Source organism: Pseudomonas koreensis (assembly GCF_025447595.1).
GTDB lineage: Bacteria > Pseudomonadota > Gammaproteobacteria > Pseudomonadales > Pseudomonadaceae > Aquipseudomonas > Aquipseudomonas koreensis_H.
This window is the reverse complement of sequence record NZ_JAOEJU010000007.1, coordinates 45,563-66,123: the sequence shown is the minus strand read 5'-3', so window position 1 is coordinate 66,123 and position 20,561 is coordinate 45,563. Positions and strand designations below refer to the sequence as shown.

The 20,561-nt window shown below is 60.6% G+C and carries 12 protein-coding genes; all 12 read right to left on the bottom strand.

What is annotated here, in order from left to right:
- Nucleotides 1-16: 16 nt before the first annotated feature.
- Entirely contained in the window at nt 17-2,932 is a 2,916-nt protein-coding gene (locus N8H71_RS11490; protein ID WP_262194077.1) for a glycosyltransferase family 2 protein, read from the bottom strand.
- A gap of 55 nt (nt 2,933-2,987) precedes the next feature.
- Complete coding sequence (locus N8H71_RS11485) at nt 2,988-3,725, bottom strand: cephalosporin hydroxylase family protein (RefSeq protein WP_007958324.1); 738 nt, start codon at nt 3,723-3,725, stop codon at nt 2,988-2,990.
- A gap of 17 nt (nt 3,726-3,742) precedes the next feature.
- Nucleotides 3,743-4,816 (bottom strand): class I SAM-dependent methyltransferase, encoded by a 1,074-nt coding sequence (locus tag N8H71_RS11480; protein WP_262194076.1) that lies wholly within the window; start codon nt 4,814-4,816, stop codon nt 3,743-3,745.
- A complete protein-coding gene (locus tag N8H71_RS11475; RefSeq protein ID WP_262194075.1) occupies nt 4,813-5,664 on the bottom strand; it encodes an NAD-dependent epimerase/dehydratase family protein in 852 nt (283 codons plus the stop codon). The genes N8H71_RS11480 and N8H71_RS11475 overlap by 4 nt, the downstream gene beginning before the upstream one ends.
- Nucleotides 5,661-6,887 carry a class I SAM-dependent methyltransferase gene (locus tag N8H71_RS11470; protein WP_262194074.1) on the bottom strand — a complete coding sequence of 409 codons (1,227 nt, stop codon included), beginning with the start codon at nt 6,885-6,887 and terminating at the stop codon, nt 5,661-5,663. The genes N8H71_RS11475 and N8H71_RS11470 overlap by 4 nt, the downstream gene beginning before the upstream one ends.
- A complete protein-coding gene (gene rfbC, locus N8H71_RS11465; protein ID WP_262194073.1) occupies nt 6,884-7,444 on the bottom strand; it encodes a dTDP-4-dehydrorhamnose 3,5-epimerase in 561 nt (186 codons plus the stop codon). The genes N8H71_RS11470 and rfbC overlap by 4 nt, the downstream gene beginning before the upstream one ends.
- On the bottom strand, nt 7,441-8,523 hold the full coding sequence (gene rfbG / locus N8H71_RS11460; RefSeq protein ID WP_262194072.1) for a CDP-glucose 4,6-dehydratase: 1,083 nt from the start codon (nt 8,521-8,523) through the stop codon (nt 7,441-7,443). Before rfbG ends, rfbC begins: the two co-directional genes overlap by 4 nt.
- On the bottom strand, nt 8,505-9,278 hold the full coding sequence (gene rfbF, locus N8H71_RS11455) for a glucose-1-phosphate cytidylyltransferase (protein ID WP_262194071.1): 774 nt from the start codon (nt 9,276-9,278) through the stop codon (nt 8,505-8,507). Before rfbF ends, rfbG begins: the two co-directional genes overlap by 19 nt.
- Nucleotides 9,279-9,522: 244 nt before the next feature.
- Nucleotides 9,523-11,280 carry a calcium-binding protein gene (locus N8H71_RS11450; RefSeq protein WP_262194070.1) on the bottom strand — a complete coding sequence of 586 codons (1,758 nt, stop codon included), beginning with the start codon at nt 11,278-11,280 and terminating at the stop codon, nt 9,523-9,525.
- A gap of 110 nt (nt 11,281-11,390) precedes the next feature.
- Nucleotides 11,391-15,053, bottom strand: a complete 3,663-nt coding sequence (locus tag N8H71_RS11445; RefSeq protein ID WP_262194068.1) for a beta strand repeat-containing protein — start codon at nt 15,051-15,053, stop codon at nt 11,391-11,393.
- Nucleotides 15,054-15,268: 215 nt separating this feature from the next.
- Nucleotides 15,269-18,862: a glycosyltransferase gene (locus tag N8H71_RS11440; RefSeq protein WP_262194067.1), complete on the bottom strand. Its 3,594-nt coding sequence runs from the start codon at nt 18,860-18,862 to the stop codon at nt 15,269-15,271.
- A 116-nt stretch (nt 18,863-18,978) separates the two neighbouring features.
- The gene (locus N8H71_RS11435; RefSeq protein ID WP_262194065.1) at nt 18,979-20,550 is read right to left on the bottom strand and encodes a flagellar hook-associated protein 3; all 1,572 of its coding nucleotides are present in this window, start codon (nt 20,548-20,550) and stop codon (nt 18,979-18,981) included.
- Nucleotides 20,551-20,561: the final 11 nt, after the last annotated feature.

Genomic DNA, 20,561 nt, shown 5'->3' with positions numbered 1-20,561 from the left:
TCCCTGCCCGGCAGGCTCAAGCGAGCAACTGTGCCCAGTTGATCGAAGTATTTTCGCCCAGCGTGAAACCTTTGCCGGTCAACGCCAGATTGGCGTTGTAGGCCGGATCCTGCGCGAAAGCCGTGCTCCATTTTTCGCGCAATGCCGCCAAGGCTTGCGGTGCCTGCGGCAACTCGCCGGTATGCAGCACCTGCACCAGAGGCGTCCACACATTGAGATAGCCGGCCTGACCCGCCTTAAGGCACAGGTCGATATCGCTGAAGCCGTCGGCGAACGTCACTTCATCGAGACCGCCCAGCGCATTGAACAACTCCTTGCCGATCATCAGGCAGACCTTGGACACGGCCGAGTAATTCTGCTCGACAGCCAGGCGCTGCATGTAGCCCCCGGCGCTGTGCTTCTCGCCAATGAAGGGCGAACCGACGCCATCGTTGAGGCCGAGGATCAAGCCGGCCTGAGAAACCTTGCCGTCGCGGCTTACCAGTTTGCCACCGACGATGCCCACTTCCGGCCGCAGGGCGTGGTTGAGCAGCAAGTCGATCCAGTTCGGATTGACCACCTCACTGTCCGCCGCCAACAGCACCAGATAGTCACCTTGCGCCTGCTCGCTGGCCGCGTTGCACAGCGCCGCGTCACACAACGGCTGATCGGCACGCAGCACACGCACCTTGGCGTGCTGCAGGGAACCCAGCCAATCGTTGACCTCGGCCGACGTATTTGGATTGGCCGCCACCAGTACCTCAAAGCGGCTGTAGCGGGTCTTGAGCACCACGCTTTCCAGGCAGCGCTGCAACGCACGTACATCATCGATGACCGGCACAATGATCGACACCAGCGGCTGCTCGGCATGACGATAATCAATCTGCCAGGTACCCGGCAGGGTCGAGTTGACCTTGGCCTTGTAGCCACGATTACCCAGATGGCGCAGCAGGGCCTGACGCTCGTGGGCATTCTCTTCCGGTGCCACTGCCTGAGTGATCAGCAGGGGTTCGTCAAGGTGTGCCAGACCGTCCAGACCACCCTGCTCGATGATGCGCAGCAGCAAGTCCAGTTCCAGCGCCTTGTTGAAGTCGGCCTGATAGCCACCCGCATCCAGCAGGACGTCGCGACGGACCAGCCAGTGACGCGCCATCAGCGACGGCACGCTTTGCAGCAGATCAAGATTGATACCAGGGCGGAACACGTCAACCAGCGCGCCGCTCTCCTGGCGCTGGATCTCGTCAGTGGCGACTGCACGAATCTGGCCCGCGTCCATCAGTTCCAGGCTGGCGCGCAACAAGCCACTGGCGGTGAACTGATCGCCGGCCTGTGCCAGCAGCAGCCAGTCGCAAGGCGACTGCTGGGCACTCTGATTGAGCTTGTCGACAAAGTTGCTCTGGGTCACGCGGACAAAGTGCAGGGTGTTCTGCGCGGTGGTAGCGCTCGGTGCTTCACCGGTGGTGAGCACCACAATCCGGAACGCTTTGCAGTGGCCCTCAAGCAGGCTGTCGAGCGAGACCTGCAACTTGTCGATGTCGTTATCCAGGTCCAGCAGGAAAATACCGAACTGCGGGCCACCGCCGTTGACCGCCAGATGACGGGCAATCGCCTGCAATTGGTCGGCGGAGGGCTCGCGGGCAGCCAGCCACTTGAGCAGGCGACCGGACTTCGTTTTGTCGAACATGGCCTGCTGGTCATCGTCCGCAAACGCCTCGAGGCGAGCGATCCAGTCGTTCAAGGCATGCGCCGCTTCGTCCTCATCCGACGCCTGCAATTGCTTCGACAGGCGTTTGACGACCGTCTGGTTGAACGCACTGAGGTCGTGCGCCTGCCACAACCGGTCAGTCACGCTTTCTGCCGTATCGTTATTGCGCGCCTGCAGCAAGTGCGCCTGACGCGTCCATACGCCCTCCAGCCCTTCCAGCTGGATGCGACCGGCCGGCATGGCGTGGAGCATGAATTCGAACTGTTCCAGACGGTCGAAGAACGCCTGGTTGTAGAACGGCATTTCGACGTACTGCAGCGGCCCGAAACGACGATCCGGCACCTTCTTTTCCTGACTCCAGACCGATTCGAAAATCAGTTCCGCGGTCAGTGCACGACCGCTGCGCAGGCTCTCGGCCATCGCATCGAAACTTTTCAGGGCAAACGCTTTGGCCTGTGCGGCGTCGAGCCCTTCGATAGCACAAGGCAACGAGGTGAGGAACTCGGCAAAGGCCTCTCGCTCGGCAACCGATTTGGTATCGACGTAGGTCAACGAATGAAACACATCGGTATTGTGCTCGGAGACGCCGTAGTTGATTTCGCGGACCACGTAGGGAATCGGTAGAATCCGTGCCTTGGCACTGGCCAGCAGGAAATACACGTGGCCGATTTCCTGCCATTGAAAATTGGTGCCGGCCGGCAATGCCGAGTGCCAGGTTTTCATCAGGTCGGTACGCGTCACCGCATAGAACGGCGGGATGTACTGACTCATGTAATCGATAACCCGATCCTGAGCCCGCTCCGACGCGTAGTCTTCCTGGACCTTCTTGTCCCGACGGTAGTAGTTCACGCCGTTGGTCAGCGTCAGGTACATCAGGCAATAGCCGTGGCACATGCCATAGTCCTGGTTCGCGTGCAGGAAGCTCACGGACTCGGCCAGCGAATCGTGCAGGATGAAGTCGTCATCGGCTGCCAGCACCATGTACGGCGTTGTCAGTCGCTCGACACCATAAGCCAGCTTGGCCTGCATGCCCCAGTAGGCAAACTGCGGCACGTGGTGATAATCAACGGCGGAAAAATCCCCCTCGGGCCGCTCGACCGTGGAGTCCAGCACCATGATTTTGCAGGGCAAGCTGCTGTAATACTTCACCGCCCGACGCAGGAACGCCGGACGATTGTGCGTAATCAGCACCACGGTCAACAGCTCGTTGAGCGGTAGCGTCAATTCAGAACTGTACTTGCCTTGCATAACTTCTCTCCACAACCGGCGACTCGCCGAGATAACGCTTTGGTGATGTTGCGAATTAACGAACGCGACGCAGATAGCCGTCCGGCGCCACGGTGATCAGCAGCTTGTTCTGCAACTGAACATCGATCTCGAAATCCTTGTTCTCTTCCAGGTATTTCCACACGGCGGTCTTCGGGTTGTCGCCCGGGCCCCATGGACGATCCGGGAAGAAATCGGCCGGCATGTCTTCAACCACGGTGTCCATCACCACGCAGTAGCTGTCGACCGAAACCAGTGGCGCATAGAGGCGCAGCTCTTCGAGCACGTGGTCGTGAGTGTGGTTGGAGTCGAGCACCAGAATGACTTTCTTGCCTTCGGCAGCCGCGCGCACCTGGGCCGCGATGGCCGGGTCGATGCTAGAACCTTCGATCATCTTGATGCGCTTGCTCATCGGGTGACTTTCGATGGCTTCACGGTTGTGTGGGCGAATGTCGAGGTCGATACCCAGCACTTCGCCGTGACCTTGCAGTTCCAGCAGGGAGGCGTAGTAGATGATCGAACCGCCGTGGGCGATGCCGCACTCGATGACCAGATCCGGCTTCACCTGCCAGATGATTTCCTGCATGGCCATCATGTCTTGCGGCAGCTGGATGATCGGACGGCCCATCCACGAGAAGTGGTAGCTGTATTTGTGTTTGGCCGATTCGTTGAAGAAATCGCGGGCCAGGCCCGTCAGTTTCTGGTCGTCACCCTGCTGGGCGATCTGCTCGCGGCATTCGGCTTCAAAAGCTTTGTTGATGCTGTTATCGGTCATTTTCAAAATCTCAAGGGTCACTGGAACGAAGCGCTGTCGACGGCGTGATAGACGTAACGTCCACCGGTCATCCGCTTGATCTCTTCGAGGTAATTGGAATTCATCACAAACAGGTTGGCGCCCTCGGGCAAGGCGTCCATCGCCTCTTGCGGCGAGGACACCCGGGCGCCGCTCAGGGGCAGGTAACGCCCCTGTTTGGCCGGGTTGATATCGACCACGCGATCCACCGCCACACCGGCGCGTTGCAGGAACAGCGAATAGATCACGCCTTTGGACGAGGCGCCCCAGATCGCCGAACCCTGCTCGGGTGCGCCCTGGATGATCTGCACCGCGCGCTCGAGGCTGGCGGTGAAATCGTCCGGCAAGGCCAGGCGTGGCACCGGTTGCTCCGGCGTCAGGCGCAACGTGGCGAGGTCAGCGACGATGTACAGGTACTGGCCACCGAACAGGTGACCGGCCTCGTGCACGGTGCCGAACATCCGGCGCAGGTCATCGAGGCGGAAATAATTGACGTGCTCGTAGAACAGGTCGAACCAGGCGCGGTGTTCGAGGATCCAGTCGAAGCACGGCACTTCGATGTAGATCTGCCCGCCGCCCTGATTGGCTTCGGCGATCACCGCCAGAAAGCTCAGCGGATCCTGAATGTGTTCCAGCACATGACGCAGCACGATGGCGTCCGCCTCAAGGCCCAGACCTCGGGTGAACGGGGCCTTGATCACGTCGGCGTTCTCGCCTTCGTAGGCCGGGTCGATGCCGGTGATGCGGTAGCCCAGACCTTTGACCAGCTCCAGGAAATAGCCTTTGCCGCAGCCGACTTCGATCAGTTCCTGACCCTTGAAGTGCCGGGCAATGATGCCTTCGACATCGCTCAGGTGCTTCTGGAACTGGCCGGAATGCGCCTGTTCGTTCTGGTAGTCGGCGTCGTAGCTGAGCTTGTCGGCATCGAACGCCGCATTGAAGATCAGCCCGCTGCGCTCATCCTGCACCAGCAACATGTCGGCGCTGGCCGACGCCTTCGCCGATTCGGAATCGGCAAAGGTGCGGTTCTGCAGCACCGGCAGGTCGGTGACCCGATACAACTCGTGCCTCATTGCGGCTCTCCCAATAACTGTTGCAAGCGCTCGGTCACCGCCCAGAACGCCAGCGGTTCGTGGGTCGGATACGGGTAATGGCCGAGGTTCAGGCCGATGGTCGCGCCGCGCTCACGCACGCGCTGTTCGACCAGCGCCCGCACCGAAACCGGCTGGCCGCTGGCGCAGTTGATCGTGCCGTCGAAATCGCGTTTGTGCAGGATCGCGGCGAGATGAGCGGCGGCAGCTTCAATCGGCAGAAAATCGCGTAGCTGCTCACCCGCAGACATGTTGAACGTCGCATCGCCGGCATCGATGGCCCGGTCCAGCGCCGCCAACAGACTGTTGGGGTTCTGCCCTTCACCGTGCAGATAGAACAGCCGTGCCCATTGCAGGGTGAACGAATGCTCCTGCTGCAGATTTTGCAGAAACAGGTGCAGAGTGTGCTTGGCCAGACCGTAGGGATTGGCCGGCTGAGCGTCGTTCTGCTCGCTCAACGGGCCGCTCTGCATGCCGTACTCGAAACAGGTGCCGGTCACCAGCACCTGCTTCACACCCGCCTCTACCGCGCCTTTGATGAAGCGGTAGTCGGCCATCAGGTTGTGCTCGAAATGAAACAGCGCCCGATAGTTCGGCAACCCCGGCCAGGCCAGGTGCGCGAGTGCATCGACGCCCTCGGTCAGCGCCGCGACGTTCAGATCCGCCGCGTGAATATCCGCGCTCACGAACTCGACGTCATTGATCCACGGCATGTCTGCGGCTTTCTGCGCGTCGCGTGCGACCGCCCGCACCGTGCAGCCACGGGCCAGCAACGCTGCGACCAGATGCCGACCGACGAAGCCCGTGGCCCCGGTGACCAGCACCTTCACAGCACGCTCAACTCAGGCACGGCAATCACGAAGCGACCGTCCCATTGACGCACCTGAGCCAGTTGCTGACTGACTTCATGCAGCAGGTTCCACGGCAGCACCAGCACGTAATCCGGCTTCTCGATGTCGATCTGCGCCGGCGCGACGATCGGGATGCGGCTGCCCGGCAAATACTTGCCCTGCTTGTGCGGGTTGGCATCGGCGACCCAGGCCAGCAAATCCGGTTTGACCCCGGCGTAGTTGAGCAAGGTATTGCCTTTGGCAGCAGCGCCATAACCCACCACACGTTTGCCGTCGGCCTTGGCCTGCAACAGGAAGCGCAGCAGGTCATGCTTGATGCGTTCGGCGACTGGCGCCAGCGTGGCGTAGTACTCGGGGGTTTTCACCCCGGCGTCGAGTTCGGCCTGCAACTGCTGTTGCACCGCTGGCTGCACGGCGCGGCGTTCGCCGTCCTTGCGTTGCACAAACACCCGCAGCGATCCGCCATGGGTGGTCAGCTGGCTGACATCGAACACTTCCAGGCCGTTGCGTTCGCACAGCGTTTGTACGGCGGTCAACGACAGGTAGGAATAGTGTTCGTGATACAGCGTGTCGAACTGCGCGCCGGCCATCAGCGTCAGCAGTTGCGGGAATTCGAAGGTGGCGACGCCGGTCGGTTTGAGCAGCGCGGCGAAACCGCCGAGGAAGTCATTGATGTCCGGCACATGAGCGAGCACGTTGTTGGCGGCCATCAGGTCGGCGGCCCAGCCTTCGCTTTTCAGCTGCGCGGCGGTGTCGCGACCGAAGAACAGTTCACGGATTTCCAGGCCTTTTTCCCGTGCTGCCTGCGCGGTGCTACGGGTCGGCTCGACGCCCAGGCACGGGATGCCGCGACCGGCCACGTATTGCAGCAGGTAGCCGTCGTTGGCCGCGACTTCCACCACGCGGCTGTCGGCGGTCAGGCCGAAGCGCTCGACCATCTCCGCCACATAGCGCTCGGCGTGGGCCAGCCAGGTGCTGGAGAACGAGCTGAAATAGGCGTACTCGGCGTCGAACAGGCTGTCGGCGCTGGTGTAATCCTCGGTCTGGACCAGCCAGCACTGCTGGCACACGGCGACCTTCAGCGGCACCCATTGTTCGGCCTGCTCCAGCCGATCGGCGTGCACGTAGGCGTTGGACGGTGGCGAGGTGCCGAGGTCGATCAGCGGCAGGCTCAGCGGTGCGGCGCACCCACGGCAGTTCATAGACGCACTCCAGCAAAGTGTTGATCGAGCGCGGGATGGCTGGAATCACGCGCTGACAAATTATTGACAGGCAACGGCCAGGCAATCGCCAGCCGTGGATCGTTCACCGACAGACCGCCCTCGTGCTCCGGCGCGTAATCGGCGCTGTGCAGGTAAAGCAGTTCGGCGTCTTCGGTGAGGGTCTGGAAACCGTGGGCGAAGCCGGCCGGAATCAGCAGGCTGCGACCGTCGCCGGCCTTCAGGTGCTCGGCATGCCAGTGCAGGAAGGTTTGCGAGTCCGGGCGCAGGTCCACCGCCACGTCCCACACTTCACCGCGCAGGCAGGTGATCAACTTGGCTTCCGGCGCGTTGGCGTTCTGATAATGCAGACCGCGCACGCTGCCCTTTTCACGGGTGCAGGAATGATTGATCTGGCGGATGTGAAATTCACTGCCGAACGCCTTCAGGCTGCCTTCACAGAACAGCCGGGCGAAGTGCCCGCGCTGATCTTCGAAGCGTTTGTGCTGAACGCTGAACAACCCGGCCAGCGGCAACGGTTTCAAGGAAAACTCGCTCACAGCGCGCCCCGGTACAGGTTCAGCTGGCCGAGGGTCACGGTGCGCATGTCATCGCCGTTCTGCCACGCCAAGTGCCAGTCGAGGGTCTGGGTCAGGCATTGCTGCAACGACCAGCGCGGTTGCCAGCCCAACACTTGGCGGGCACGGCTGCTATCGAGGCGCAGCAGGCCGGCTTCGTGCAAGTCACTCTTTTCGAGGCGCAGGCCACGGGCCTGAGGCCAGCGATTGGAGAGCAGTTCGACCACTTCACCGACGCTGCACATGTCCGCTTCACCCGGGCCGAAGTTCCACGCGCCGGCGTATTCCGGGCCATCCTCATAGAGCCCGGCGGCCAGTTGCAGGTAGCCGGCCAGAGGCTCCAGCGCGTGCTGCCACGGGCGCACGGCTTGCGGGTAACGCAGGGTCACCGGCTCGTCGGCCGTCCATGCCTTGAGCACGTCGGGAATCAGCCGTTCTGGGGCGAAATCACCACCGCCCAACACGTTGCCAGCGCGCGCAGTGGCCAGGGCCAGACCGTGCTCGGCGTACTTGTCGGCCGGGAAGAACGACGCCGCGTAAGACTGCGCCAGCAACTCGCAGCACGCTTTGCTGCTGCTGTAAGGATCGTGGCCACCGAGGGCTTCGTCCTCGCGGTATGGCCACAGCCATTCCTTGTTGGCGTAGACCTTGTCGGTGGTCACCAGCACGCAGGCCCGCACGCAACCGACCTGACGAATCGCTTCGAGCAGGTTGAGGGTGCCCATGACGTTGCTGGAATAGGTGCCGAGCGGATCGCGATAGCCTTCGCGCACCAGCGGCTGGGCTGCCAGGTGCAGGACGATCTCGGGCTCGGTGTCGGCGATGATTTCGAGCAAGGCGCCAAGATCACGCAGATCGCCGCGCTGATCGTTGATGCCTTCGTGCACGCGCGCCAGTTCGAACAGGCTCGGCTCGGTCGAGGGATCGAGGGAAAAACCGCTGACTTGCGCGCCGAGGCTTTGCAGCCACAGGGTCAGCCAGCTGCCCTTGAAACCGGTGTGACCGGTAATCAGAACCCGCTTGCCGCGCCAGAACTCAGGACTCAGGCCCATTGCTTCCATGGGGCCTCCCCGCTCTGCCACAGTGCTTCGAGATGGTTCTTGTCGCGCAGGGTATCCATCGGATGCCAGAAGCCTTCGTGTTCGAAGGCTTTGAGTTGTTCGTCCTGGGCCAACTGAGCCAGCGGCTCGGCTTCCCAGGTGGTTTCGTCGCCGGCGATATAAGACAGCACTTTTGGCGACAGCACGAAGAAGCCGCCATTGATCCAGCCACCGTCGCCGCGCGGTTTTTCGGTGAAACCGAGCACCTGATCACCATGCCGCTCAAGGGCGCCGTAGCGGCCCGGCGGCTGCACGGCGGTGACGGTCGCCAGACGGCCGTGGTTCTTGTGATAGTCGACCAGCTGAGCAATGTTGATGTCGGAAACGCCGTCGCCGTAGGTGAAGCAGAACGCCTCTTCATCCTTGAGGTAACGGCCGGCACGCAGCAGACGGCCACCGGTCATGGTTTCCTCGCCGGTGTCGATCAGGGTGACGCTCCACGGCTCGCTGTAGTTCTGGTGCACGTCCATGCGGTTGTTGCGCATGTCGAACGTGACGTCGGAGGTGTGCAGGAAGTAGTTGGCGAAGAAGTCCTTGATCGCGTAGCCCTTGTAGCCAAGGCAGATCACGAAGTCGTGGATTCCGTGGGCGGAATACTGCTTCATGATGTGCCAGAGAATTGGCTTGCCGCCGATCTCGATCATCGGCTTGGGCTTGAGGTGCGACTCTTCACTGATGCGCGTGCCGAGGCCACCCGCCAAAATAACTGCCTTCATCGTCTCCCCTCTTCTACGTCACAGGGCTCGGCCTCGCTGTTGCAGGCCTTTGCGGCTGAACCTTGCCAGTCCGGGCGCAGGTGAATGACCGCGAGCGCTCGTTTTATGGCGATTTGAGGGGGACTTGCAGGAAACGCGCCAGCTCCGCCAGCCCCGCGTCGGCAGGAAATTCGGGCATGAAAAAGGGACGAGTCCGTTGCCGGAATCATCCCTCTCATCAAGCTACTTCAATGAATCGGACAGATCAGCCAAACATCGCGAATCCATCGATCGTGGCCGGCAGTTCGTAGACCTGGCCGTCAGCGGTCTGCAGATGCTCGATGTTGTTGTAACCACCCACATACCAGTCCACCAGTTTCACGCCATTGGCCGGAACACCACTGCTGCCGTCATTGGCGCCGTGCAGGTAGGCATCGTCGCCGACCCGCGTGACGCTCAACTGACTGAGGTTGGCAATGGTGTTCATGATCAGGGTGTCGTTGAAGCTGCTGGCCAAATCCTGAATGGCTACCAGGCCGGGGGCATTCACCACATAGGTGTCATCGCCATCGCCACCAATCAGCGTATCGTTCTGCGGTGCCTCGCCATCCAGACCGGATGCCAGGCCACCATAAAGAATGTCCGCCCCCCCGCCACCCTGAATGAAATCGTCGCCAGCCCCGCCTTCCAGAATGTTGTCGCCCCAATCACCTTGCAGCACATCATTGAAATGGCTGCCACGCAGGTTTTCGATGTCGATGTACATGTCGTAGAGGGCGATACCGCTCTGCGGGCCCCAGCCGAGGGAGACGCTCAACCCCTCAGTGCTGTCTTCGTAGCTGACGGTGTCGACACCCGCTCCGCCTTCGAAGCGATCGGCACCCGCGCCGCCGAACAGGACGTCATTGCCGGCGCCCGAAACGATGACGTTGTCCCCGTCATTGCCGTAGCCCGTGAAGTCTGCGGTGCCGGTATACGTCATTTTTTCAATGAAGGGGTCCATGTGCAGCGACGACAGGCTGGTGTACACATGGTCGATGCCACCAAAGAAGTCTGTCTCGACGATGCTTACACCGGTGCTGTTGATGGTGTACACATCGTCGCCCATCCCACCTTCCAGCGTCACGCCCGCGACGTTGGCGGTGAATTGGTCAGCGAACGATGTGCCGATGACTTTCTCGACGTTCAGCAACGTGACATCCGGACCTGCGTGCTGACCAATGCCGATCTTGACGCCATCCCAGGAGTGGCGGTAGCTCACGGTGTCGTAGCCATCGGCGCCATCCACGATCATGGCGTTATCGAGCAGATACACCACGTCATCGAAACTCGATCCCTGAATCGCCTCGATGCCGGTGAAGGTGTCGCCAGCGGCGATGGTCAATGCGTCGTAGTTCTCGAAGTCCAGGACTCTCACACCCTCGAGGCTGTCGGAATAGCTGACAGTATCGAAGCCTTCGCCACCCACGAAGTGATCAGCGCCGGCGCCACCCCACAGCCAGTCGTTACCCGCGCCGCCGATGATCTCGTTGTCACTGGCATTGCCGTAACCTTTGAAATCGCCGGTACCGGTAAAGGTGAGCTTCTCGATGAACGGGTCCATCTTGATGGTGTTCAGGCTGGTGCGCAGTTCGTCGTAGCCACCGTTGTTTTCTTCAATCAGGGTCACGCCTTCGGCGCTGACGTTGTACACGTCATCACCAACACTGCCGTCCAGCGTCACGCCACCCACGGAAGCGGTAAAGGTGTCGTTGTAGAAACTGCCGACCACCTTCTCCACCGAAACCAGCGTGTCGACCTTGCCATCGGCCCCAGTGACCGTAACAGCGCCAGCGCCAACCTCGACACCGACTCCCGAACTCATGCCGTAATAGGTCGCCGTATCAAACCCTTCACCGCCGTCCAGTACGTCCGATCCCCCGCTGGCCAACAGTTGATCATCCGACTCCATTCCATAGAGTTCGTCATTGTCCTGGGTGCCAATCAGGACATCCGCTTCACTCGTTCCATTCACGATTGCCATTTGTCTCTTCCTTGTGTTGTTGAATCTGAAAACCGGCCCTTGCGGACCGGATTGCATTCCCCTGAACAGCTGCAACCGCAGGGCGCGATTGCAGTTGTGCGATTCAGTGGTCAGCCAAACATCGCGAACGCATCACTGTTGGCCGGCAGATTGATGGTCTGATTATCGGCTGTCAGGATCTGCTCTATGGTGTCGGAACCGGCAAACCAGTCCTTCAGGCGCACGCCCTCGTCCGGCGTCTGTCCGGCTGAAACGCTGTAACGGTGCAGATAGAGGTCGTCGCCGACGCGGTCGACTTGCAGTTCCGAAGCGCGAATGTTCGACAGCACAATCTTGTCGCCACGGCTGGTGCCATCGTCCTGGAGGGTGACCAATGCCCAAGTGTTGATGGTGTAGATATCGTCACCTTCACCACCGAAGGCCGAACCGATGGACTGCAATATCAGACTGTCCTTGCCCTCGCCGCCAAACAGCGAGAAACCCAGACCCGTACCTATCAACGTGTCATTGCCTTCACCACCATCGGCGATGCCATGGACCACGGTGATGGTGTCATCGCCCGCTTCTCCATATGCACGGCTACCGGTGTCGTTGGCCGCAGTGAGAATCGTGTCGTTGTCATTGCCGCCATAGAGCGTATCGGACTGAGCCCCTGCATTGGCTGCCGAACTGGCTAACGGCCCGGCCAGAGAAACCAGGCCTCCATAGATGAAGTCGGCCCCGTCGCCGCCATAAATCACGTCGTTCCCCGTGTTGCCCTCAAGAAAATCGACGGACGAACTTCCGGTCAACGTATCGTTGAATTGACTGCCGATCACTCGCTCGATATTGAGCAGCACATCACCTTGAGCATCGGCGCCTTCGTTGACGTTGGTCTGCAGATTGATGTTCACAGCGGCCTTGCTGTTGATGTACCAGGCGGTGTCATGCCCTTCACGCCCATCGATCAGGTCCGCTCCGGAGCCACCGATGAAGTTGTCACCGAATGCCGTTCCGGACAGGGTGTCGTTGAAGCTGCTGCCCTGGAAAAACTCGATTCCGGTGTAGGTATCGCCGGCCGCGTCACCCGCATTGACCTTGGTTTTTAAATCGATGGTCACAGCGCTATCGGATTGCTCGTAGCTGACCATGTCCATGCCCGCCACCCCGTCAAAGGCCATGGCTGCGCTGTCAGCGATAAAAATGTCATTGGCTATCGTGCCGGTCAAAGCCTCAATGCTGCTGTAGGTATCCCCTGCTGCGATACCGGTGTGAACCCCGGTTTTCAGGTTGATGGTGACGCCAACAGTCGTGTCACCGTAGCTGACAGTGTCAAACCCGGCACCACCGATAAATTGATCGGCACCTGCGCCGCCATAGAACGTGTCGTTGCCGGCACCCCCGGTAATAATGTTGTCGCTGGCATTGCCCCAGCCGATGAATGAAGCGTTGCCGGTATAGGTCAGTCGCTCGACGTTGGCGCTCAGGTAAATCTGGCCGAAGTTGCTGCGCACTTCATCGTTACCGCCTCCCGCCTGTTCGATGACCGTGCCGCCGCTGCCGTTGAGGACGTAGACATCATCCCCCGCTCCGCCTTCGAACGTTGCAGTGGCCGTATCGAGATTGAAGGTGTCGTTGAACGCGGTGCCGATCACCTTGTCGATGTTCTGCAGGGTGTCACCCTCTGCATCGCCGCCGATACCTGCACGTCCCGGACCGGTACTACGGATATCGACGTTGATTGCCTCGGCGGAGGTCGAATAATCCACAGTATCGACGGCGGTATCCTTATAACCGTCAAAAGCCATGACCCGACTGTCGGCGACAAAGGTGTCGCTGCCTTTCGAGCCAAGGATTCTTTCGATGCCGTTGTAGGTATCCCCGGCAGCGATTCCGGAATTGACCCCGGTCTTCAGGTTGATGGTCACACCCACACCGAGCGGGCTGTCTTCGTAGCCGACCGTGTCGATACCCGCACCACCGATGAACTGATCGGCACCTGCGCCGCCATACAGGGTGTCATTGCCAATGCCCCCTGTAATGACGTTGTCGCTGGCATTGCCCCAACCGGTGAATGCCGCGGTGCCGGTATAGGTCAGGCGCTCGACGTTGGCGTTCAGGTAAATCTGGCCGAAGTTGCTGCGCACTTCATCGTTACCGCCTCCCGCCTGTTCGATGACCGTGCCGCCGCTGCCGTTGAGGACGTAGACATCATCCCCCGCTCCGCCTTCGAACGTTGCAGTGGCCGTATCGAGATTGAAGGTGTCGTTGAACGCGGTGCCGATAACCTTTTCGATGCCGAACAGGGTGTCGCCCTGAGCGTCGCCGCCAATGCCCGCAAGGCCGACAGCATTAGAGCGGATGTCGATGTTGATCGCTTCGGCGGACGTCGAATAATCCACCACGTCTGCCGCTCCGCCACCGCCGTCAAAGGCAAACACACGACTGTCGGCGACGAAGGTATCGTTGCCGTTCGAGCCAAGGATTCGCTCAATGCCGGTATAGGTATCGCCCGCCGCGATGCCGGAGTTGACGCCGGTTTTCAGGTTGATGGTGACGCCAACAGTCGTGTCACCGTAGCTGACAGTGTCAAACCCGGCACCACCGATAAATTGATCGGCACCTGCGCCGCCATAGAACGTGTCGTTGCCGGCACCCCCGGTAATAATGTTGTCGCTGGCATTGCCCCAGCCGATGAATGAAGCGTTGCCGGTATAGGTCAGTCGCTCGACGTTGGCGCTCAGGTAAATCTGGCCGAAGTTGCTGCGCACTTCATCGTTACCGCCTCCCGCCTGTTCGATGACCGTGCCGCCGCTGCCGTTGAGGACGTAGACATCATCCCCCGCTCCGCCTTCGAACGTTGCAGTGGCCGTATCGAGATTGAAGGTGTCGTTGAACGCGGTGCCGATAACCTTTTCGATGCCGAACAGGGTGTCGCCCTGAGCGTCGCCGCCAATGCCCGCAAGGCCGACAGCATTAGAGCGGATGTCGATGTTGATCGCTTCGGCGGAGGTCGAATAATCCACCACGTCTGCCGCTCCGCCACCGCCGTCAAAGGCAAACACCCGACTGTCGGCGACAAAGGTATCGTTGCCGTTCGAGCCAAGGATTCGCTCAATGCCGGTGTAGGTATCGCCCGCCGCGATGCCGCTGTTGACACCGGTTTTCAGGTTGATGCTGACGCCGACAGTACTGTCGCCGTAGCTGACGGTATCGACGCCGGCGCCACCGATAAATTGATCGGCGCCCGCGCCCCCATACAACAGGTCGTTACCGACACCACCGGTAATAACGTTGTCACTGGCATTGCCCCAACCGGTGAATGCCGCGGTGCCGGTGTAGGTCAGGCGCTCGACGTTGGCGGCCAGGTAGATCTGGGCGAAGTTGCTGCGCACTTCATCGTTACCTCCTCCCGCCTGTTCGATGACCGTGCCGCCGCTGCCGTTGAGGACGTAGACATCATCCCCCGCTCCGCCTTCGAACGTTGCAGTGGCCGTATCGAGATTGAAAGTGTCGTTGAACGCGGTGCCGATCACCTTTTCGATGCCGAACAGGGTGTCGCCCTGAGCGTCGCCGCCAGTGCCCGCAAGGCCGACAGCATTAGAGCGGATGTCGATGTTGATCGCTTCAGCCGATGCCGAATAGTCCACCGTATCGGTCCCGGTACCACCATCGATCCTGTCTGCCCCGGCACTCCCCTTGATCAGATCATTGCCGGCCAGGCCATTGATTTCGTCATCCCCACTGGTACCGGTCAGCGTATCCGCGCCGTTTGTTCCGTTTATGACTGCCATTACTTCTTCCTTGCCTTGTTATGAATCGGTCCCTGCTTGCGTGGCGATCAAACCCCGCCACAGCACACTGATAAATCGCGGAATACGTTGATATCGACAGCAAAATTCCAAAGCTTTAATCCGCGCGCAAATCCTTCGGCATTTAATGTAAATACGCATTTCACAGCCGAAAAAAAAGCGACCTTCAGGTCGCCTTTTTTCGGTTGTCGCGCGGTTCAGTCCGCCAGCCAGCCATACTCCCAATACCGCAGGTTATCGCCGCGCAGCACGTAGTCACGCAGGACCACCTCGCGCAAATCGTCACCCATACGGTAGCTGGCATCCGGGTCGGCCAGGTGCATGCGGATCGCCTGCAGCCACTCGTCCGTGCTGTTGGTCTTGATCCGGGTACACGGCAGATAACCGCGATACGCTTCGGTGTCCGTGCAGATCACCGGATAACCGCAGGCACCGTATTCCAACAGCCGCAGGTTGCTTTTGCAGTCGTTGAATACGTGGAATTCCAGCGGCGCCAGGGCCAGGTCAAGGTTCAGGCTGGCCAGTTTCGCCGGGTAGATCTCCAGATCGATCACGCCGTGGAATTCATGCATGTACGGAAGCAGATCGTCCGGGCACATGCCGAAGAATACCCAGTCGACTTCGTCGGCCAGCTCGCGCACCACATCGGCGATGACGGCCAGATCGCCGTGGTGACTGGTGCCGCCACCCCAACCGACGCGCGGTTTTTTCGAGGTACGGCGCTGACTGCGCAAGTGACTCCACAAGTCCTTGGACAGCATGTTCGGTACGACACGAATGTCGTGATGCATGTCCGACAGCACGTTAGCCAATGGCTGGGTCGACACGACCACTCGATCACACAGACCAATGGCGCGTCGCACCATACGCTCCATGTCCTGCTTGCTCGGCATGTTGCGGATGTGCGCATTGCGATGGGGAACGTCGATGACGTAGTCATCGAGCTCGAAGATGCGCCGCGCATTGAAATACTTTTTCAGCGGCGGGATTTCGTCGATGGCGTGTTCCGAATAGCGCCCTTGCAACACGATCACATCAGGCGACTGACGCTCGATATCGATGATCGACGGCAAGCCGTAGCAAATGCGCCCCTCGACTCTGTTGGCCGCCTGCAGCTCGATCATCGGCTGACTCATGCGGTAGTGCCCGATGGCAGAGGCGTTGATCGGCACTACCAGCACATTCGGCAACTGCGCCCTGGAAAAGGCACTCCAGCCGGTGCGCAATCCAGGCTCGAGGCTGAAGTTGGTGGCGCCGACACCCTGTAGCGTCAGGTTGGTGTTGTAGGCCGGGTCGCGTGCGATGGTCGGCAACCAGCGCTGGTAGAAGGTGTCCCTCTCCTCGGCGAGCAGCGCTTCGTCTTCCGCCGTCGCCGCAACGCTTGGGCGCGCGCCCACCGCCAGCACGGCATGGGGATTCATCACCACCAGGTAGCCTTCTCGGCCAACTCGCAAGCACAGGTCAACGACGTTCAACGACTGCTTCAGATCTTGCTCGTCGAGCCCGCCTGCAGCATCGAAAACCGATTTGCGAATCATCAGGCAATCGCCGCCGACAGCGCTCAGGTCATGAACCGCCTGCAAGCGGAACATGTACCCGTCCGACTGCATGGGCTGACCATAGAACGGCAGCCCGACCGGCCCGTTCAAACCGAGAATCAGGCCAGCGTGCAACACCCCGCCATCCGGATTGAATAGCTTTGCACCGACCACCCCGACTTCCGGACGCTGCGCATGGTTGAGCAGTTCATCGAGCCAGTCGGCCTGGGTAATCACCGCAAAGGCGTTGAGCAGCAACACGTACTCGCCACGCGCCTGGCTGACCGCAAAATTGTGCACGGCGGCAGCATTACCCTGTTGCGGATAGCTCAGCACGCGGATCCGGTCGCTGCCCAGTTGTGCCATGCCGTCGAGCCATGCCCGCGCTTCGGCGCTTTCGCTGCCGTTGTCGACCAACAGCAATTCGTACTCGGTATAAGCGGTCTTTTCCAGCAGCGTTTCAACACAGCGCTGCACGGCAGCAGTCTGGTCCTGAGTGACAATGACCACCGACACCAACGGGCGTCGGGCATGGTGATAATCCACGCGGCTCAGCAGCTGGCTGCCGCCATGGCGGATGCCATGGGCAACCCCCAGCCGATGCAGATGCGCTTCAAGAATTCGTGGACTTTGCTCCACGACACCTGGCTCGGTGAGCCATTGGGAAAGATCGAATTTGGACTCCAGCAGCACTTCGGCAATGTGTCCCACGACGTGCAGGCCGTCGCTCTCGACCATCCGCCACAGCGCATCATGGGGCGCCAGCTCGGCAAACGCCGGTGCAAAACCGCCGAGTGCCAGAAAGCGCTCGCGCTTGAACGCCAGGGCGCGCCCGACGTAGGGATAACTGCGCATGAGGTCGAGGTTGAAATCCGGCTTGAACGCAGGCTCCGCCGATTCGCCGGTGCGCAGGCTACCCTCGTCACTGTAAAGACAGGTCAGGGTCTGGCTGTGCGCGATCCGGTCAGCCATGACCAACAACGCCGGCGCCACCAGGCAATCGCCTGGCTGCAACAGATAGAACCAGTCGGCGCCTTCGAGCTGCGGCAGCAGTGTGTTGATCTGCTCCAGCCCGTCATCCTGCAACGGCATGTGGAACACGCGCCCGTCGAGGGTCGCCTCGTTACACGAAACGGACAGCACCAGGATCAGCTCTGGCGGGTAATCCTGGCCAGCAAGCGCCTCCAGTGTGCGCTCCAGACCATCGCGACTGCCCTGCCGGTCAATGATGATCGGCACAATCCGTGGCTGCTGCGGCCAGCTGGCAAGCGTTTCCGGCAACCAGTTGCGTTGCTGCTCGGTGAGCACCCGGCATGCCAGCCACTGCGCGTAGAGTTCGCCGAAGCTGAAGCTGTTGACGCCTACGCCCCACTCCTGACGGCTCTGTTTGGAGCCAAGGGTTCGGCTCAGGGGCAACTCTTGCCACACCCGGGGCGACTGTTCGACACCGGTCAACGGAACATAACGCACCCACCCCGGCGCAGGCGCCGACTCACCACTGCGTGCCTTGAGCATTTGCGAAATCCATTCGCGCTCGACTTCTGCCGCATCCTTCATCGGTTGTTGCGCACTCAAACGTTCCGGGTAGAGACGTTCGGCGCTGAGTACGTTGTTGGAAACCGCCAGATTGCCACGCCGCAGCAGGCAGACATACAGGGCAAAATCCAGCGTCGCGACGAAGCAGGCACCCTCCTCGGTCAACGCCGGCAAAAGCTCGACAACGTCGGCACGACGCATCAGCGCACTGCTGAATCCACCGAGAACGTTGACCGGGAATTTTTCAAAGATGCCCAGGACATCGTCACCCTTGAGCAGTGCACTGACTGGCGACAACGGAGTGTTTTCAATACGCGCCGGAAGAATGATGTCGTTGGCATCCCAGAGCAGCCGCTGAGCCACCACCAGGCTGACTTCGGCATGCCGCATTTCATGAACCTGCTGCTCGATGCAAGCCGAATAGAGCAGATCGTCATCGCACAGGAACTTGATGAATTCGCCCTGCGCCTGCTCAAGACAGACCTTGAGATTGTCGACCAGCCCCAGTGTCCGTGGATTGCGCACGTAGCGTACGGCCACGCCTGTCTGCTCGCTCACTGACGCTGTGATGTCCTGGATCTCGTTGCCGCGACTGTCATCGCACACAATGATTTCGAGATTGCCGTAATTCTGGCTCACGGCGCTGTTCAAGGCGCGTTCGAAAAAACGCGGATTGAAGGCAGGGATGACGAGGCTGACAAGGGGAAGTGAATTCACGGCGGACTCGCAAGCGGCGGGAACCCGCCCGGAACAGCGAGCCCTTTGAAACCGCAAAAAAAGACGATTGATACAGAGCGGTCAGAACAAACGGGCGCTTGCGCGCCCGTTCAGGATCAGATCTTGTTGAACAGGCCCAACTGAGAGATTTTGCTGAACGCCAGTTGCGAGGCCTGCAGCATGGTCTGCTGCAAGGTCAGGCGGGTCATCACTTCGGCCGGATCCGAGTCACGGATCGTGCCCTGGGTGGTGGAGTTTGCCAGCTGCAGACTCTGGTTGGTCGTGTTCTGATCTTCCAGCGACTGACCGCGGGCACCGATGGACGTCACCGCGCTACCGATCTGGTTGGCGGCGCTGTCGATGTTGCCGAGACCGGATTCCATGGCACCCTGGAATTTCTGCTTGGCCACCGGATCACCGTCGATCGGGGTATTCAGCGCCGTGACCATCTGGCCCAGGGTGTCGAGCACGTTCTGGGTCTGGTGGTTGTTGGACTGGATCGAGAACTGGTCACCCGCCGCCGGCGTGCCGCCGATGGCGAAGGTCACGCCCGCAGCGGTAGCGTTACCACCGGCCACGGTGCCCGACGAAATCGGCTTGCTGTCGGCAGTGACAGGCGCCGCGTACAGGTCGAACGCGGTGGCGCTGGTGAACTTCAGGACTGCGCCGCCGCCCGACGGAAAGGCCGCGTCGTAGGCTGCCTGGTTGGTCACGCTTGAACCGGTGATGACCGCAGTCGACGGATTGCCCGGGCTGCGCGAAGTGGTGAACGAGTCCGGCGAAGCCGACAGCTGGAAGCTGTGGCCGGCAATGACCGCGTCCGGGTTGGTGTCGCCGGTCTTGAGGTTGATGTTCAACTTCATGTCGACGCCACGGAAGCTGACGGTCTGGTTCGCGCCGTTGCTGTTGCTGATCAGACCGTTCTGGCTGGCTTCGGCAGTCACGTCGTTGCCCAGGGCATCGGTGATCTTCAGCTGAGTGCTGCTGATGAAGTCCACGGTGTAAGGCTGACCGGCCGCAAACTTGGCGTTATAGGTGGCAGCGGTGCCGACCGTACCGTTGGTCAGCACCACGCGACCGTCATCAACGGCCGGAGCCGTCATTGTGGTCTGGGTGCGGCTGGTGTTGATGGTCTGCTGGAACGCATCCCAACCGGTGGTGTTGGTCGCGACCGACATGCCGTCGCCAATGCCCAGGTTGATCTGGGTCTGGTCGCCGTTGTAGGTGTAAGTGCCGTCGGCGTTCTGCGAGTACGGCGCGGTATCGGTCTTCGAACCGGCGAACAGGTAGTTGCCGTTGGCGTCCTTGGAGTTCATCAAGCCCAGCACCTGCTGCTGGATCTGGCTCAGTTCCGCCGCATAGGCCTTGCGGTCCGCGTCGGTGGCGATGCCGTTGTTGGCGGCCAGACCGATTTCCTTCGCGCGCTGCAAAGCGGTGGTGATGGAGTTCAGTGTGGATTCCTGAACGGTCAGCGCACTCTTGGTGGTGTCGATGTTGCCTTGATACTGATCGAGCATCGCAGCCTGCTGACCCAGCCTGAGCAAACGACCGGCACCGATCGGATCGTCGGCGGCGGTGTTGATGCGCTGCAGGCTGCTGGCTTCGTTCGCGGTCGCGACAGCCTTGCTGTAGTTGCGCTGATATTGGGCAGCTTGCGTCGCGTAATACTGGGCGGTGGAAATGCGCATGAATTACGGCT

Coding starts and splice junctions, on each gene's coding strand:
- N8H71_RS11445 (WP_262194068.1), bottom strand. CDS start 15,053: ATGGCAGTCATAAACGGAACAAACGGCGCGGATACGCTGACCGGTACC.
- rfbF (WP_262194071.1), bottom strand. CDS start 9,278: ATGAAGGCAGTTATTTTGGCGGGTGGCCTCGGCACGCGCATCAGTGAA.
- N8H71_RS11470 (WP_262194074.1), bottom strand. CDS start 6,887: ATGAACTGCCGTGGGTGCGCCGCACCGCTGAGCCTGCCGCTGATCGAC.
- N8H71_RS11490 (WP_262194077.1), bottom strand. CDS start 2,932: ATGCAAGGCAAGTACAGTTCTGAATTGACGCTACCGCTCAACGAGCTG.
- N8H71_RS11485 (WP_007958324.1), bottom strand. CDS start 3,725: ATGACCGATAACAGCATCAACAAAGCTTTTGAAGCCGAATGCCGCGAG.
- N8H71_RS11450 (WP_262194070.1), bottom strand. CDS start 11,280: ATGGCAATCGTGAATGGAACGAGTGAAGCGGATGTCCTGATTGGCACC.
- rfbG (WP_262194072.1), bottom strand. CDS start 8,523: ATGGAAGCAATGGGCCTGAGTCCTGAGTTCTGGCGCGGCAAGCGGGTT.
- N8H71_RS11435 (WP_262194065.1), bottom strand. CDS start 20,550: ATGCGCATTTCCACCGCCCAGTATTACGCGACGCAAGCTGCCCAATAT.
- N8H71_RS11480 (WP_262194076.1), bottom strand. CDS start 4,816: ATGAGGCACGAGTTGTATCGGGTCACCGACCTGCCGGTGCTGCAGAAC.